The 16,978-nt window shown below is 44.8% G+C and carries 14 protein-coding genes; 12 read left to right on the top strand and 2 right to left on the bottom strand.

Features of this window, described 5'->3' with window-relative positions; translation table 11 throughout:
- Positions 1 to 38 precede the first annotated feature (38 nt).
- The 11 genes from gmk to SOR_RS07505 all read left to right on the top strand — a co-directional run bounded on the left by gmk (position 39) and on the right by SOR_RS07505 (position 12,242).
- On the top strand, positions 39 to 665 hold the full coding sequence (gmk, locus tag SOR_RS07555; RefSeq protein ID WP_000775036.1) for a guanylate kinase: 627 nt from the start codon (positions 39 to 41) through the stop codon (positions 663 to 665).
- 24 nt (positions 666 to 689) lie between these two features.
- The gene (rpoZ, locus tag SOR_RS07550; protein WP_002875802.1) at positions 690 to 1,004 is read left to right on the top strand and encodes a DNA-directed RNA polymerase subunit omega; all 315 of its coding nucleotides are present in this window, start codon (positions 690 to 692) and stop codon (positions 1,002 to 1,004) included.
- A 65-nt stretch (positions 1,005 to 1,069) separates the two neighbouring features.
- Positions 1,070 to 3,466 carry a primosomal protein N' gene (locus SOR_RS07545; protein ID WP_000951893.1) on the top strand — a complete coding sequence of 799 codons (2,397 nt, stop codon included), beginning with the start codon at positions 1,070 to 1,072 and terminating at the stop codon, positions 3,464 to 3,466.
- A gap of 12 nt (positions 3,467 to 3,478) precedes the next feature.
- A complete protein-coding gene (gene fmt / locus SOR_RS07540) occupies positions 3,479 to 4,414 on the top strand; it encodes a methionyl-tRNA formyltransferase (protein ID WP_000163662.1) in 936 nt (311 codons plus the stop codon).
- Positions 4,407 to 5,720, top strand: a complete 1,314-nt coding sequence (gene rsmB, locus SOR_RS07535; protein WP_013670271.1) for a 16S rRNA (cytosine(967)-C(5))-methyltransferase RsmB — start codon at positions 4,407 to 4,409, stop codon at positions 5,718 to 5,720. The genes fmt and rsmB overlap by 8 nt, the downstream gene beginning before the upstream one ends.
- Positions 5,721 to 5,735: 15 nt before the next feature.
- Entirely contained in the window at positions 5,736 to 6,476 is a 741-nt protein-coding gene (locus SOR_RS07530) for a Stp1/IreP family PP2C-type Ser/Thr phosphatase (RefSeq protein ID WP_000401527.1), read from the top strand.
- A complete protein-coding gene (gene pknB / locus SOR_RS07525; RefSeq protein WP_000614524.1) occupies positions 6,473 to 8,374 on the top strand; it encodes a Stk1 family PASTA domain-containing Ser/Thr kinase in 1,902 nt (633 codons plus the stop codon). Before SOR_RS07530 ends, pknB begins: the two co-directional genes overlap by 4 nt.
- A gap of 87 nt (positions 8,375 to 8,461) precedes the next feature.
- Positions 8,462 to 9,220, top strand: a complete 759-nt coding sequence (locus SOR_RS07520; protein WP_000344541.1) for a threonine/serine exporter family protein — start codon at positions 8,462 to 8,464, stop codon at positions 9,218 to 9,220.
- 1 nt (position 9,221) lies between these two features.
- A complete protein-coding gene (locus SOR_RS07515) occupies positions 9,222 to 9,677 on the top strand; it encodes a threonine/serine exporter family protein (RefSeq protein ID WP_000176907.1) in 456 nt (151 codons plus the stop codon).
- A gap of 118 nt (positions 9,678 to 9,795) precedes the next feature.
- Positions 9,796 to 10,968: a hydroxymethylglutaryl-CoA synthase gene (locus SOR_RS07510; RefSeq protein ID WP_000151968.1), complete on the top strand. Its 1,173-nt coding sequence runs from the start codon at positions 9,796 to 9,798 to the stop codon at positions 10,966 to 10,968.
- A complete protein-coding gene (locus SOR_RS07505) occupies positions 10,968 to 12,242 on the top strand; it encodes a hydroxymethylglutaryl-CoA reductase, degradative (protein ID WP_000704362.1) in 1,275 nt (424 codons plus the stop codon). Before SOR_RS07510 ends, SOR_RS07505 begins: the two co-directional genes overlap by 1 nt.
- 35 nt (positions 12,243 to 12,277) lie before the next feature.
- On the opposite strand, the gene SOR_RS07500 is transcribed toward SOR_RS07505, so the two are convergent.
- Together SOR_RS07500 and SOR_RS07495 are read right to left on the bottom strand one after the other, a co-directional pair.
- Positions 12,278 to 13,243 (bottom strand): LacI family DNA-binding transcriptional regulator, encoded by a 966-nt coding sequence (locus tag SOR_RS07500; RefSeq protein ID WP_000225986.1) that lies wholly within the window; start codon positions 13,241 to 13,243, stop codon positions 12,278 to 12,280.
- Positions 13,224 to 14,678, bottom strand: a complete 1,455-nt coding sequence (locus SOR_RS07495; RefSeq protein ID WP_000455335.1) for a sucrose-6-phosphate hydrolase — start codon at positions 14,676 to 14,678, stop codon at positions 13,224 to 13,226. The genes SOR_RS07500 and SOR_RS07495 overlap by 20 nt, the downstream gene beginning before the upstream one ends.
- Before the next feature lie 380 nt (positions 14,679 to 15,058).
- Between SOR_RS07495 and SOR_RS07490 the strand changes: the two genes are divergently transcribed.
- On the top strand, positions 15,059 to 16,945 hold the full coding sequence (locus SOR_RS07490; RefSeq protein ID WP_001064512.1) for a sucrose-specific PTS transporter subunit IIBC: 1,887 nt from the start codon (positions 15,059 to 15,061) through the stop codon (positions 16,943 to 16,945).
- Positions 16,946 to 16,978: the final 33 nt, after the last annotated feature.

Raw genomic sequence — 16,978 nt, 5'->3', positions numbered from 1 at the left:
ATTTCACTTTATTTCACAGACTAACTAAAGGAGACATAATGGCAGACCGAGGCTTGCTAATCGTTTTTTCTGGTCCTTCAGGAGTTGGGAAAGGAACGGTTAGAAGAGAGATTTTTGAGAGTTCTGAGAATCAATTTCAATACTCTGTATCGATGACGACGCGTGCGCAACGTCCTGGTGAAGTGGACGGAGTGGACTATTTCTTCCGTACTCGTGAAGAGTTTGAAGAGTTGATTCGCCAAGGTCAGATGTTGGAATATGCAGAATATGTTGGTAACTACTATGGAACTCCTCTAACCTATGTCAATGAAACTTTGGACAAGGGAATCGATGTCTTTCTTGAGATTGAAGTCCAAGGAGCCCTTCAGGTTAAGAAAAAGGTTCCAGATGCTGTCTTTATCTTTCTAACGCCACCAGATTTGGATGAATTGCAAGATCGTTTGGTAGGTCGTGGAACAGATAGCGCTGAAGTGATTGCCCAACGAATCGAAAAAGCCAAGGAAGAAATTGCTCTTATGCGTGAGTATGATTATGCCATTATCAACGATCAGGTGCCCCTCGCTGCTGAACGTGTCAAGCGTGTGATCGAAGCAGAACACTTCCGTGTGGACCGTGTCATTGGTCACTACCAGGAGATGTTGCCAAAATCTCCAACTACTCGATAAACTATAGGAAACAGGTACAAGCAAATGATGTTAAAACCCTCTATTGATACCTTGCTAGACAAGGTACCATCAAAATATTCACTCGTAATCTTGGAAGCAAAGCGTGCCCACGAACTAGAAGCAGGAGCGCCAGCAACTCAAGAGTTTAAGTCTGAAAAATCAACTCTTCGTGCTTTAGAAGAAATCGAGTCTGGAAATGTAACCATTCACCCAGATCCAGAAGGAAAACGTGAAGCGGTTCGTCTCCGTATCGAAGAAGAAAAACGCCGCAGAGAAGAAGAAGAAAAGAAAATCAAAGAGCAAATCGCTAAAGAAAAAGAAGATGGTGAAAAAATTTAAGGTTGGGGGGACTCAATCTTATTTTTTCTATTGCAAGAATTTACTGACAAGAAGGAGGTGAGAGAATGGCTATCGCAAAGATTATCGTGGATGTTCCCCTGATGCAGACGGACCAGCCCTATAGCTACAAGGTTCCTGAGGAATTTGTAGAGATGCTGGAAGCCGGTATGCGGGTCCATGTCCCCTTCGGCAAGGGCAATCGTTTGATCCAAGGGATTGTGTTGGGCTTGGAGTCCCAATCGGATGAAGAAGTGGCTGATCAGGACTTGAAAGAGATTGCGGAGGTGCTAGACTTTTCTCCAGTCTTGACCCAGGAGCAACTCTGGCTAGCTGAGGAGCTACGTAAGTCTGTCTTTTCTTACAAAATCTCCATTCTAAAAGCCATGTTGCCGGGATTTTTAAACTCCAGTTATGATAAGATTCTTTATCCTCTGGAAGGTCTGAGTCGGCAAGACAAAGAGCGCTTGTTTGGTTCAGAAGATTCGCTAGCCTTTTCTTCTCTAGACCTTGCCAAACAGGCAGAAATGATGCGTTTGACTAGAAAAGGTCTGCTCCGCTTAGAATACCAGGCAGTCGATCAAAAGAAAGTCAAGACCCAGTCGTGGTATGAGGTCCATGTTGAGCAGTTAGAAGGTATTGAGATTTCTGCGCGTGCCAAGAAAAAAGTAGAACTAAGAGACTATTTGCTTGCTCATGCAGAAAGTGCTCCTCTGGCTAGCTTGTTAGAGTCCTACTCACGCGAGCAAGTCAACTTCTTTGTGGAACAAGGTGCTGTGTCTATAGTCCAAAAGGAAGTGCAACGCTCAGCTGCTTATTTTGAAGGCATTGAAGCAAGTAGACCTTTGGAATTGAATCCTGAACAAAGACAGGCGCGTGATGCCGTTGTCAGTGCTATTGGCAGTCAACAGCCTCCATTTCTCCTTCAAGGGATTACAGGAAGTGGGAAAACGGAGGTTTACTTGCAGATTATCCAAGGAGCCTTGGACAAGGGTAAGACAGCCATTTTGCTGGTGCCTGAGATTTCCCTGACGCCACAGATGACGGAGCGTTTTATTGCTCGTTTCGGCGAGAAAGTAGCCATCCTTCACTCAGGCTTGTCTAATGGTGAAAAGTACGATGAATGGCGTAAGGTCGAACGCGGCGATGCCCAAGTTGTTGTTGGCGCTCGATCAGCTATCTTTGCACCTTTGAAAAATCTAGGTGTCATGATTATCGATGAAGAGCATGAAGCCAGCTACAAGCAAGACAGCAATCCCCGTTATCATGCTAGAGAGGTCGCCATTCTACGGGCCCAGTACAATCGAGCGGCCCTAGTCCTTGGTTCGGCAACACCGAGCTTAGAAAGCCGTGCGCGGGCTGGCAAAGGTGTCTATCAACACTTACGCCTGACCCAACGAGCCAATCCTATGGCTACGATACCCGAGGTTCAAGTAATTGACTTTCGTGACTATATCGGGCAGAATGAGACATCAAACTTTACCCCTCCTTTGCTAGAGGCCATCCAAGACCGTTTGGATAAAAAAGAGCAGGTAGTCCTCATGCTCAACCGTCGGGGTTATTCTAGCTTTGTTATGTGTAGGGAGTGTGGGACTGTGGATACTTGTCCCAACTGTGATATTTCTCTGACTCTCCACATGGATACCAAGACCATGAACTGCCATTACTGTGGCTTTTCGAAGGGGATTCCTCATGTCTGTCCCAACTGTCAGAGTCGCAGTATTCGCTACTACGGTACAGGGACTCAGAAAGCCTACGATGAGCTAGCAGAGCTTTTTCCTCAGGCCCGCATTCTGCGGATGGATGTTGATACGACCCGCAGGAAGGGTAGTCACCAAGCTCTTCTTGACCAGTTTGGCCGAGGGGAAGCAGATATCTTGCTGGGAACTCAGATGATTGCCAAGGGCTTGGATTTTCCAAATGTGACCCTAGTCGGAGTGCTCAATGCAGACACGGCCTTGAATCTGCCTGATTTCCGTTCTTCTGAGAGAACCTTCCAACTCTTAACTCAGGTGGCCGGTCGGGCAGGTCGAGCGGAAAAAGCTGGTCAGGTCTTGATCCAGTCTTACAATCCTGAGCACTATGCCATTCGTTTTGCCAAGGAACAGGATTATGAAGGCTTCTACACTTATGAAATGGGCATCAGACGCCAACTTGGCTACCCACCTTATTATTTCACGATTGGGATTACTCTCTCTCACAAGAAAGAAGAAGAGGTTGTCAAACGTGCCTATGAAGTTATGGGAATTTTGCGCTCAGGTTTATCGGAAACTAGTAAAATCCTTGGACCAACGCCAAAACCCATCGCCCGTACCCACAACCTTTATCATTACCAGATTTTGATTAAATACCGTTTAGAAGATGAGCTGGGCCCAACCCTCAACCAGGTCTTGGCCTTGACTCAAGAACGGGAAAATAGCGAGCTTCGTCTCAGCATTGACCACGAACCGCAGCAGTTTTTATAAGAAGGAGAAGAAATGACAAAACTAATCTTTATGGGGACACCCGACTTTTCAGCGACAGTTTTGAAGGGGTTGTTATCAGACGACCGTTACGAGATCCTAGCTGTTGTGACCCAGCCAGACCGCGCTGTCGGCCGTAAAAAAGTCATCCAAGAAACCCCAGTCAAGCAGGCTGCCAAAGAAGCAGGTCTTCCTATCTACCAACCTGAAAAATTATCTGGAAGTCCAGAGATGGAAGACATTATGAAGCTAGGAGCTGATGGGATTATCACTGCTGCTTTTGGGCAATTTCTCCCAAGTAAACTCCTTGATAGCATGGACTTTGCGGTCAACGTTCACGCCTCCCTTCTTCCAAAACACCGTGGTGGAGCTCCTATTCATTATGCCCTGATTCAAGGGGATGAGGAAGCTGGTGTGACCATTATGGAAATGGTTAAGGAAATGGATGCCGGAGACATGATTTCCCGTCGCAGTATTCCCATCACAGATGAGGACAATGTCGGTACCTTGTTTGAAAAATTAGCGATTGTTGGTCGGGACTTGCTTTTGGACACACTTCCTGGTTATATTACTGGGGAGATCAAACCTGAACCACAAGATTCTAGTCAAGTCACTTTCTCGCCAAATATTAAGCCAGAAGAAGAGAAACTTGATTGGACTAAAACCAATCGCCAACTCTTCAACCAAATCCGTGGGATGAATCCGTGGCCTGTTGCCCATACTTTCCTTAAGGGCGACCGCTTTAAGATTTATGAAGCCCTGCCAGTAGAAGGTCAGGGTTCTCCGGGTGAAATCCTCTCTATTGGCAAAAAGGAATTGATTGTTGCAACTGCTGAAGGAGCTTTATCTCTCAAGCAAGTGCAGCCAGCAGGTAAGCCTAAGATGGACATTGCTTCCTTCCTCAACGGAGTTGGACGGACATTGACTGTAGGAGAACGATTTGGTGACTAAAGTAGAAACGGCAAGAAATCTAGCTCTAGCAGTGTTAGAGGATGTTTTTGTCAACCAAGCATACTCCAATATTGCCTTAAACAAACACCTCAAGGGGAGTCAACTCTCAGCACCAGACAAGGGCTTGGTGACGGAGATTGTCTATGGAACGGTAGCCCGTAAACTGACTCTGGAATGGTACCTATCCCACTTTATCGAAGACCGGGATAAGCTTGATAACTGGCTCTATATCCTGCTCCTTCTTAGCGCCTACCAACTTCGGTATCTGGATAAGATTCCTAATCACGCTGTGGTCAATGAAGCAGTGGAAATAGCTAAAGCACGTAAAAAAGGCAGTGAAAAATTGGTCAACGCTGTCCTTCGTCGTATCTTGCGAGAAGGGTGGCCAGATATTGCAACTATCAAACGCAAAAATAAGCGTGATTCCATTGCCTATTCTCTCCCAGTTTGGCTAGTATCTAAGCTCAAGGAAGAATACGGTGAAGAGCGAGCACAAGCCATCTTTAAAAGTCTCTTGGTGCGCAACAAAGCTAGCATCCGGGTGACTGACTTGAGTCGAAAAGAGGAAATCAAAGCCGTGTTAGAGGCGACTGATTCTCCTTTGGCTTCCACTGGTCTGGTCAAGGAGCAAGGCCACTTTGCAGGACATGATTTGTTTTTTGAAGGGGCCATTACCATCCAAGACGAGTCCAGTCAACTGGTTGCTCCGACTCTTGATCTACAAGGTGATGAACAAGTCCTGGATGCCTGTGCCGCTCCAGGTGGGAAAACAGCCCATATGGCTTCGTATCTCAGGACAGGTCAGGTTACTGCTCTGGACTTGTATGACCATAAGTTGGACTTGATCCAAGAAAATGTGGAGCGCTTAGGTGTGGCAGATCGAGTGCAAACGAAAAAATTGGATGCTAGAAAAGTGCATGAGTTTTTTGGTCGGGACTCTTTTGATAAGATTTTGGTAGATGCTCCCTGTTCTGGGATTGGACTTTTACGTCGCAAACCAGACATCAAATACAATAAAGAAACGGCAGATTTCACCTCCTTACAGGAAATTCAGCTGGAAATATTAGGTAGTGTTTGTCAAACACTACGAAAAGGTGGTATAATAACGTATAGTACCTGTACTATTGTCTCTGAGGAGAACTTTCAAGTCGTTGAGGCGTTTTTAGAAAGTCATCCCGAGTTCGAGCAGGTTAAACTAGAACACGAATGTAAAGATATCCTGAAAGATGGCTGTATCCTGATTACTCCAGAATTGTATGGAAGTGATGGATTCTTCATTAGCCAATTTCGCAAGATATCAGAATAGGAAGGAACTGACACAATGGAAATAGCATTATTAACAGATGTTGGTCAGAAACGGACAAATAATCAGGACTATGTCAATCACTTTGTCAACCGAGCAGGACGCACTATGATCATCTTGGCTGACGGGATGGGAGGCCACCGTGCAGGTAATATCGCTAGTGAGATGGCGGTCACAGATCTCGGTGTGGCTTGGGTGGATACCCAAATCGACTCAGTCAATGAAGTTCGTGAGTGGTTTGCCCACTACCTGGAGATTGAAAATCAAAAAATTCACCAACTAGGTCAGGACGAAGCATACAGAGGCATGGGAACAACGCTAGAAGCTGTTGCTTTTATTGACAACCAAGCCATCTATGCTCACATTGGAGATTCTCGTATCGGTTTGATTCGTGGAGAAGAATACCACCAGTTGACCAGTGACCATTCTTTGGTCAATGAATTGCTCAAGGCTGGTCAATTGACTCCAGAAGAAGCAGAAACTCACCCTCAAAAGAATATCATTACCCAGTCCATCGGACAAAAAGATGAAATCCAGCCAGATTTTGGGATGATTACACTGGAGTCAGGAGATTATCTCTTGCTCAATAGTGATGGTTTGACCAATATGATTTCGGCAAGCGAGATTTATGATATCGTAACTAGTGATATTTCCCTAGCAGACAAGGCGGCAACTCTCATTCGTTTCGCTAACAATGCAGGAGGTTTAGACAACATTACGGTTGCCCTTGTTTACATGAACGAGGAGGCAGCAGAATGATCCAAATCGGCAAGATTTTTGCCGGGCGGTATCGGATTGTCAAGCAGATTGGTCGAGGAGGCATGGCAGATGTTTACTTGGCCAAGGATTTGATCCTAGATGGGGAAGAAGTGGCAGTGAAGGTCCTGAGGACCAACTACCAGACAGACCCGATTGCTGTGGCACGTTTCCAACGTGAAGCGAGAGCCATGGCGGATCTGGACCATCCTCATATCGTTCGGATAACAGATATTGGTGAGGAAGACGGTCAACAGTACCTGGCTATGGAATACGTAGCAGGTCTTGACCTCAAGCGTTATATCAAAGAACACTATCCTCTTTCAAACGAAGAAGCGGTTCGGATTATGGGACAAATCCTCTTGGCGATGCGCTTAGCCCATACTCGAGGAATCGTTCACCGGGATTTGAAACCTCAAAATATCCTCTTGACACCTGACGGCACAGCTAAGGTCACGGACTTTGGGATTGCAGTAGCCTTTGCGGAGACCAGTCTGACCCAGACGAACTCAATGCTGGGTTCTGTTCATTATTTGTCACCTGAGCAAGCACGTGGTTCTAAAGCGACCTTCCAGAGTGATATCTATGCAATGGGGATTATCTTCTATGAGATGCTAACGGGACATATCCCTTATGATGGGGATAGTGCGGTTACGATTGCCCTCCAGCATTTCCAGAAGCCACTACCGTCCGTCATAGCTGAAAATCCATCTGTCCCTCAGGCTTTAGAAAATGTTGTCATCAAGGCAACTGCTAAGAAGTTGTCAGACCGTTATCAGTCTGTTTCAGAAATGTATGTGGACTTGTCAACTAGCTTGTCTTATAATCGTCGGAATGAACCGAAACTGGTCTTTGACGATGCGAGTAAGGCAGACACTAAGACTTTACCTAAAGTTCCACAAAGTACACTGACATCGATTCCTAAAGCTCCGGCGCAAGAAGAACGCCCTCAGCCAAAGAAACCAACTCAACCAGTCGCAGAGCCAGCTCCATCGCCAAAGCCAGCCAAGAAACGGAAGTTTAAGGCTCGCTATATGATTCTTTTGGCTAGCCTTCTATTGGTTGTAGCCTCTTTGGTCTGGATTTTGTCAAGAACACCAGCAACGATTCCTATTCCTGACGTAGCCGGACAAACCGTTGCAGAGGCTAAGGAAGCTCTTAAAAAATCCAAGTTTGAAGCCGGTGAAGAAAAGTCAGAGGCCAGCGATACAGTAGCAGAAGGACGAGTTATTCGAACGGATCCAGAAGCTGGTAGCGGCCGAAAAGAAGGAACCAAGGTCAATTTGATTGTTTCTTCTGGTAAGCAATCCTTCCAATTGAGCAATTACGTCGGACGCAAGTATACAGATGTCGTAGCCGAACTCAAGGAGAAGAAGGTTCCTGAAAATCTAATCAAGATGGAAGAGGAAGAATCCAGCGAAAGCGAACCTGGAACCGTCCTCAGACAGACCCCTGCTTCGGGTTCGACTTATGATCTCTCAAAAGCCACTACGATTACCTTAACAGTGGCTAAGAAGGTGACTAGTGTCAGCATGCCGAACTACATTGGTTCAAGCCTCGAATTTACAAAGAATAACTTGACTCAGATTGTCGGTGTGAAGGAAGCAAATATTGAGGTTGTTGAAGTATCGACTGCTCCTGAAGGAACGGCAGAAGGAACTGTTGTAAGTCAAACGCCAAGAGCAGGAGAACTGGTTGATCTTGCAAGTACGCGTATCAAACTTTCCATCTACAAACCAAAAACACCACCGTCAACTTCATCCTCTAATCCTGCCCAACGTGGGAACCAGGGTTCTCCTACAAGTCCAAACCAGGGGAACCAACAAGGAAATCAACAAGGGAACACTCCTTCTAGCAGTTCATCCAATAGTGAAGGAACTCACGAAAGTTCTCGAGATTAAACGAATCTTTGTCATGATTTCATGACAAAGATTTTTTTTCACAAGATTTTGTGATAAAATATAGGAAGTAGAAAAAAGGAGGAGAAAATGGACGAATCGAGAGAGTTGAATGCCGTCATTGATGTGATTATGCTAGCAGGAACCATTCTCCTGAAAAGTGGCTCAGAGATTCATCGGGTTGAGGATACTATGATCCGTATTGCCCATTCGCAGGGAATAATGGATTGCAATGTTCTTGCCATGCCCGCAGCTATTTTCTTTTCTATTGAAAACACCAATATTTCTCGGATGAAACGGGTGACCTCATCCTCTTATAACATTGAAAAAGTCTGTGATGTCAACCAAGTATCACGGGAGCTTGTCGGAGGGCAGATTGATCTTTCGACAGCCTTTAAAAAGCTGAAAGAAATCGGCAATCAAGCCCTTCCTTATAGCAAGTTTCAAGTGACTGTAGCAGCGACCCTCAGTGCCCCTTTCTTCTCGATTATGTTTGGGGGCAATGTCTATGACGCTTTTGGCGCAGCTATTGCGACCTTATTTGGTTTTGCCTTCTCTCTCTATGTAGAGAAGTTTGTCCGCATTCCTTTTGTAACAGCCTTTGCGGGTGCCTTTGTTTTCGGATTGATCGCCCAGTTCTGGGCCCGCTACACAGGATTTCCTTCGACGGCAGACCTGATTATAGCAGGAGCGGTCATGCCCTTTGTTCCAGGGATTGCTCTGACAAATGCGGTACGGGATATCATGACCAACCATATCAACTCTGGTATGAGCAAGATGTTTGAATCTTTGCTCATTACCCTCGCTTTAGGGGCTGGCACCTCTGTCGCCCTGGTTTTGATGACATAAGATGACTCTAACAAGTATTTTGCTCCAAGCAGTGGCGAGTTTACTCGCCATTATCACCTTTCTAATCGTACTGAATGTTCAACGCTCCATGCTCCTACCTGGTGGTGTTTTGGGAATGGGCGTTTGGCTCCTCTATCTCGTGCTCAAAGAACCAACCAATGTTATTATTGCGACCTTTATCGCAGCAGTAATTGGCTCTTGCATCAGTCAGATTTTAAGTATTGTCTATAAGACACCAGCGGTGGTCTTTGTCTTGGCCATTCTTGCCCCCCTGGTGCCGGGTTATTTATCCTATCGAACGACAGCTTTCTTTGTGACAGGAGATTACAGCCATGCTATTGCCAGCGCGACTTTGGTGGTTATGTTAGCCCTCGTTATTTCTATTGGAATGGCAAGTGGAACAGTAATTCTAAAGCTTTATTACTACATCCGAAAACAACGAGGAATCTCTTCCTAATGCAGTCAAAGCAAAGACTTGATTTGTTGAATCAAGTCTTTTTTCTCTCTTTTGTCCCTATTTGTGATAAAATAGAATGAAACGATTTTTTACAATGAATGAAAAAACAGAGGTAAATATGACAATCGGTATTGATAAGATTGGTTTTGCGACCAGTCAATATGTCTTGAAATTACAAGACTTAGCAGAAGCGAGGGGAGTTGACCCCGAAAAATTTAGCAAGGGACTCTTGTTAAATGAAATTAGTATTGCGCCACTGACTGAGGACATTGTTACCTTGGCAGCTAGTGCAAGCAACTCTATTTTAACAGACAAAGAAAAAGAAGAAATCGATATGGTCATCGTGGCGACCGAGTCAGGGATTGACCAGAGTAAGGCAGCGGCAGTCTTTGTTCATGGCTTATTAGGCATTCAGCCTTTCGCTCGTAGCTTTGAAATCAAAGAAGCCTGCTATGGAGCGACAGCTGCCCTTCATTATGCTAAATTGCATGTGGAAAATTCTCCAGAATCAAAAGTCCTAGTCATTGCCAGTGATATTGCCAAGTATGGTGTCGGAACTCCGGGTGAACCAACTCAGGGTTCTGGAAGTGTAGCGATGTTGATCACCCAAAATCCGCGCATCATGGCTTTTAACAATGATAACGTTGCTCAAACGCGCGACATCATGGATTTCTGGCGTCCGAACTACTCAAGCACTCCTTATGTAAACGGCATGTACTCGACCCAACAGTATCTTGATTGCCTGACAACGACTTGGGATGAATACAAGAAACGCTATGATTGGACTATGGATGACTTTGCGGCTATCTGCTTCCACTTGCCTTATCCTAAGTTGGCCTTAAAAGGCTTGCGCAAGATGATGGACAAAACTTTATCTAAAGAAAAACAGGATAGTTTGCAAGAGAACTTTGATAAGTCCATTCTCTACAGTCAGATGATTGGGAATATCTACACAGGTTCCCTCTTCCTCGGGCTCCTCTCTCTTTTGGAAAATGCAGAGACTTTGAAGGCTGGAGATAAAATTGCCCTCTACAGTTATGGAAGTGGCGCGGTTTCAGAGTTCTTTAGTGGAGAGCTGGTCGAAGGCTATGAAACTTACCTTGATAAGGATCGCTTGAGTAAACTCAAACAACGTACAGCATTGTCTGTTGCAGACTATGAAAAAATCTTCTTCGAAGAGGTGCAGTTGGATGAGTCTGGCTCAGCCCAATTTGCAGGCTATGAACATCAAGACTATGCCTTGGTTGAAATTGTCGACCACCAACGCCGTTATAGCAAGGTTGAAAAATAATGAAGATAAGTTGGAATGGATTTTCTAAAAAATCATACCATGAGCGCCTTGAGTTGTTGCGAGCTCAGGCGCTCCTTAGTCCTGAAAAGCAATCGAGTATAGAGCAGAATGAACAGATCAGTTTGGCTGTTGCAGACCAGCTGAGTGAGAATGTAGTGGGAACTTTTTCTCTGCCTTATTCGATCATTCCAGAACTTTTGGTGAATGGTCAGGACTACACAGTTCCCTATGTGACAGAAGAACCCTCAGTGGTTGCTGCGGCCAGCTATGCCAGCAAAATCATCAAGCGAGCAGGCGGTTTTACTGCTCAAGTACATGAGCGCCAGATGATTGGGCAGGTAGCCCTTTATCAAGTTGCTGAACCTGAACAAGCGCAAGAAAAGATTGTCAGCAAGAAAGCAGAACTCTTGGAACTTGCCAATCAAGCCTATCCTTCCATCGTTAAACGCGGTGGTGGGGCGCGTGATTTGCATGTAGAGCAGATCAAGGGAGAAACAGACTTTCTCGTCGTCTATCTTCATGCCGATACCCAGGAAGCCATGGGAGCCAATATGCTCAACACCATGCTGGAGGCTTTGAAACCAGTCTTAGAAGAACTCAGTCAAGGACAGAGTCTCATGGGAATCTTGTCCAACTACGCGACCGATTCTCTGGTGACTGCAAACTGTCGTATAGCCTTTCGCTACTTGAGTCCTCAAAGGGATCAAGGACGAGAAATTGCGGAGAAAATAGCCTTGGCCAGCCAGTTTGCACAGGCTGATCCCTACCGAGCAGCTACTCACAATAAAGGGATTTTTAATGGTATCGATGCCATTTTAATCGCCACGGGTAATGACTGGCGTGCCATCGAAGCTGGGGCCCATGCCTTTGCCAGTCGAGACGGACACTATCAAGGTCTTAGTCAATGGACGCTGGACATGGAAAGAGAAGAATTGGTGGGGCAGATGACACTACCCATGCCGGTAGCTACAAAGGGCGGCTCTATCGGTCTTAATCCTCGTGTAGCCCTCAGTCATGAACTACTGGGGAATCCTTCTGCCAAGGAATTAGCTCAGATTGTCGTGTCTATCGGTCTTGCCCAAAACTTTGCGGCTCTAAAAGCCTTGGTCAGTACGGGCATCCAGCAAGGTCACATGAAATTGCAAGCCAAATCCTTAGCTCTCCTAGCTGGTGCTAGTGAGACAGAGGTTGCTCCCCTCGTTGAGCGTCTCATCGCAGATAAAACCTTTAACTTAGAGACAGCCCAGCGATATCTCGAAAACTTAAGATCATAAAAAACTCAGACGAATCAGTCTGAGTTTTCTTGTGCTTAAATACTTTTTCCTGGTAATAGGGTGACTGGTAAGAAGTAACCAGTTGTCGCGACTTCCTTGCCTTCGATCTTCTGCAAGAGAAGATCAACAGTGAGGTGGGCAATCTCTTTCATTGGTTGCTTAATCGTTGTCAGGTGAGGGTAGTAGTTCTCAATAAAGTAAGTTCCATCATAGCCGATGACTTTGAGTTCTTCAGGGACAGAGATTCCCAGTTCTTGAGCAATTTTAATAACCAAAATTGCTGTCAAATCATCCGAAGCAAAAATCGCATCTGGTTTCTGATGGGTCAAGATATTCTTGATTTCCATTTCTTTTCGGACGGGAGAAAAGTCACTCGAAACATTGATAATAGGCGCTTTCGGGAGAATAGATGCAAAACCAGCATGGCGTAGTCCAGTAGGTGAGTTAGAGTTGTCATTCCCTGTAATCATGATGATAGACTGGGCTCCTGTCTTGACCAAAGTTTGGGCTGCGAGGACCCCGCCACCGTAGTTATCAGAGGAGACGACAGGGATATCTGGTGATAGATTTCGGTCAAAGGAAATGATCGGTGCCGTCACACGATTGTAGTCTTCGATTCCCAAGTTGTGACTTCCAGAAATGATACCATCGACCTGATTGGCCTCCAGCATTTCAATGTACTCCCGTTCTTTTTCAGAGTCATGTTCGCTGTTACAGATGATGGTCTTGTAGCCATTCTTGAAGAGTTGGTGTTCCAACTTGTCAATCAACTCCGCATAAAAGACATGACTGATGTTTGGAAAAATAAGTCCAATCAACTTGGCAGATTTTCCTTGAAGACTTCGAGCCAGATTATTGGGCTTGTAGCCTAGCTCTCGCATGGCTTCATTAACCTTTTGGATGGTTTTCTCAGATAGATAACCCTTTTTATTGATGACCCGTGAGACGGTAGTTGGGCTGACGCCTGCAAGTTTTGCGACATCAGTTAGTTTTGCGACCATAATCTAATTCATAGTAAGTTCCGGTTGGATTTCCAGATTTGATGAGGATACCATTTTGGTCTGCATGTGGGAAGACACGACCAGAAAATACTTTTTCTCCTTTATTGATGAAAATTTCAAAGACTGACTTATCGATGAAGATAGTAGCAGTTGTAGCTTGGTTATTGATAGGGCAAGAACGAGTTGTACCAAATTCTTGGGCATACTGTTCACCAGCCTGACTACGATCCACTGTCACCTGTCCATTGACAAGGTCAAAGTTGATTGAAAGCCCCTTGCCTTCTTTATCAGCGAGCAAGACAATCTCGCTTTGGCTATTGGCCTCCAAGTTGAGCTCCAGTTCATAGGTGTTATTGGTTTGAGTACGATTTGAGAAGACCTCTTCAGAAGAACGAAGTTCTTTGACGGCTGAGACAGGATATTGGTAGAGTTTGCCATCTTTGATAGTGAGTTCTTTGACCAATGAGAAGGTTCCTTGGTGGTCAAAACGGTCAGATGGGTAAGAAACATCTGGTAATCCAAGCCAACTTACTGCCAATGCACGTCCATCAGGAGCGTTAAAGGCTTGAGTTGCATAGGCTTCAAAACCATAGTCTAGATTTTGCAATGGAGACACATCTACCATTTCGGCATTTTCAGGATCAAAGGAAGCACCGATTTTGTACATGTTTGGATAGATATTATCATAGTCTAGAACAATCTTATCCAATCCTTGTGGGCAGTAGAGAAGGACAGGTTGCTCCCCTACAAAGACCAGATTTGGGCATTCCATCATGTAGGCAGTGCGGTCGTTAGCAAAGTCAAGGTCGCCAACTGCTTGCCAGTTTGTATAGTCATTGTCCACAGCCTTGTAGAGACGGACGAAGCCTTTTTTCTCCAAGTCCTGTCCACCGACGATAGCATAATATTGACCTTTAAAGTTAAAAATTTGTGGGTCGCGGAAGTGGTCAGTAGAGTCTGCTGGCTGGTCAATCAAGATCTTGTCAATCTTTGTGATTTTGCCATCTTTATCCATCAAAGCCCCAATCTGGTAGGGGTGACGGATCCAGTTTTCATCACGGACATTTCCAGTATAAAATAGGAACAACTGATCGCCAAACTGCATGGCAGACCCAGAGTAGGCACCGTGGCTATCTAATGGAGTATCTGGCAAAACTTTGACTCCAGTTTCTGTAAAGTGCACTAAATCATCACTTTCAAGGTGCACCCAAGATTTCAACCCATGGGCTGCACCAAAGGGGAAGTTCTGGTAAAAGAGAATCCATTTGCCATCAAAATAAGAAAAGCCATTTGGATCATTGAGAAGCCCCATTTTAGGCTCAACATGGTAACGAGTATGCCAAGGAGATTGTGCCATCTTTTCCTTTATTTGCTTGATTTCATCATTAGACCAGTCTTCATAGCGTCTATAACGGCGCTCAGTTGTCCATTCCATTTTATCTTTCCTCCCTAAGAGTTCTATTCTATTATTAATAGTAAACGTTTTCGGCAAAAAAAGCAAGTCTTTTATGTTAAAAAAGAGAAAAATATGTCAAACGATTGCCAGAAATCAAGTAAAGGAAATCTAGCAAATTTTCACGAAAAAATGAAAGAAAATGTAAATAAAAGCCTTTATTCCTCAAGTATAAAGATATTTTTTTGAGGAAAAAGAGAATATCCCTCAAAAACAAGCAAAAATAATCAGAGAAAAAAGAAAGAGAATAAAAATTTCTGCAAAACGCTTGACATATTTTAGAAACGTGATAAAATAATAGTCGTAGGGCGAATAAAATCGCTTTCAAACAAGAACAAAATTTTATAAGGAGATTTTTGCAAATGAACAATCAGGATATTGCAAAAAAGGTCATCGAAGCCCTTGGCGGACGTGAAAATGTCAACAGTGTAGCCCACTGTGCAACTCGTCTACGTGTCATGGTCAAAGATGAAGGGAAAATCAATAAGGAAGTGATTGAGAACTTGGATAAAGTTCAAGGAGCTTTCTTTAACTCAGGCCAATACCAAATCATCTTTGGTACTGGTACAGTAAACAAGATGTACGACGAAGTGGTTGCACTTGGTTTGCCAACATCTTCTAAAGAAGACATGAAAGCAGAAGCTGCTAAACAAGGAAACTGGTTCCAACGTGCTATCCGTACTTTCGGTGACGTCTTCGTGCCAATCATCCCAGTTATCGTAGCAACTGGTCTCTTCATGGGTCTTCGTGGACTCATGAACGCTCTTGGAATGACACTTCCAGATGATGTGAAGATTTACTCAGAAATCCTTACAGATACAGCCTTCATCATCTTGCCAGGTTTGGTTGTATGGTCAACCTTCCGCGTATTCGGTGGAAATCCAGCCGTTGGTATCGTCCTTGGTATGATGCTGGTTTCTGGTTCACTTCCAAACGCTTGGGCTGTAGCATCAGGTGGGGAAGTAACAGCTATGAACTTCTTTGGCTTCATTCCTGTTGTTGGTTTGCAAGGTTCCGTTCTTCCAGCCTTCATCATCGGGGTTGTCGGAGCCAAGTTTGAAAAAGCTCTCCGAAAGGTGGTTCCAGATGTCTTGGATCTCTTGGTAACACCATTCGTGACACTTTTGGTCATGTCTATCCTTGGACTCTTTGTCATCGGACCAGTCTTCCACGTTGTTGAAAACTATATCCTTCTCGGAACAAAAGCGATTCTTGCCTTGCCGTTTGGTCTTGGTGGTTTGGTCATCGGTGGGGTTCACCAATTGATCGTCGTATCAGGTGTGCACCACATCTTCAACTTGCTTGAAGTGCAGTTGCTTGCTGCGGACCATGCGAACCCATTCAACGCTATCATCACTGCAGCTATGACAGCTCAAGGGGCTGCAACTGTTGCTGTTGGTGTTAAAACGAAGAATCCTAAACTGAAAACACTTGCTTTCCCAGCTGCTCTTTCTGCCTTCCTCGGTATTACAGAGCCTGCTATCTTCGGGGTTAACTTGCGTTTCCGTAAACCATTCTTCCTCTCATTGATCGCTGGTGCTATCGGTGGTGGATTGGCTTCTATCCTTGGACTTGCTGGTACTGGTAATGGTATCACCATCATCCCTGGTACAATGTTGTACGTTGGTAACGGCCAACTTGCCCAATACCTTCTTATGGTAGCTGTATCATTCGTTCTTGGTTTTGCCCTTACTTACATGTTTGGTTACGAGGACGAAAAAGAAGTTGCTTCTGAAGTAGCGACAGAACGTTTGGTCCAAGAAGAAACAACTGGTAACATTCCAGTAGCTCCTCAAAATGAAACAATCCAAACTCCAATCGTTGGTGACGTAGTTGCTCTCGAGAATGTTAATGACCCAGTCTTTTCAAGTGGTGCAATGGGACAAGGGATTGCTGTAAAACCAAGCCAAGGTGTGGTTTACGCACCAGCTGATGCAGAAGTATCGATTGCCTTTGCTACAGGACATGCTTATGGTTTGAAGACAGCAAATGGAGCTGAGATCTTGATCCACGTTGGTATCGATACGGTGACTATGAACGGTGAAGGCTTTGAACAAAAAGTTTCTCAAGGTGACAAGGTCAAAGCTGGTGATGTTCTTGGAACATTTGACTCAAACAAAATCGCTGCTGCAGGTCTTGACGACACAACAATGGTTATCGTGACCAATACAGCAGACTACGCTTCTGTGACACCAGTCGCAAGCGGTTCTGTTGTCAAGGGTGACGCTATCATCGAAGTGAAAGCCTAATCCTCTTCGAAAATCAAATCTAAAAACAAAACG

The sequence above is a fragment of the Streptococcus oralis Uo5 genome (genome assembly GCF_000253155.1).
GTDB lineage: Bacteria > Bacillota > Bacilli > Lactobacillales > Streptococcaceae > Streptococcus > Streptococcus oralis_L.
Note: the sequence above shows the minus strand (reverse complement) of the source record. Positions and strands in the feature narration are given on the sequence as shown.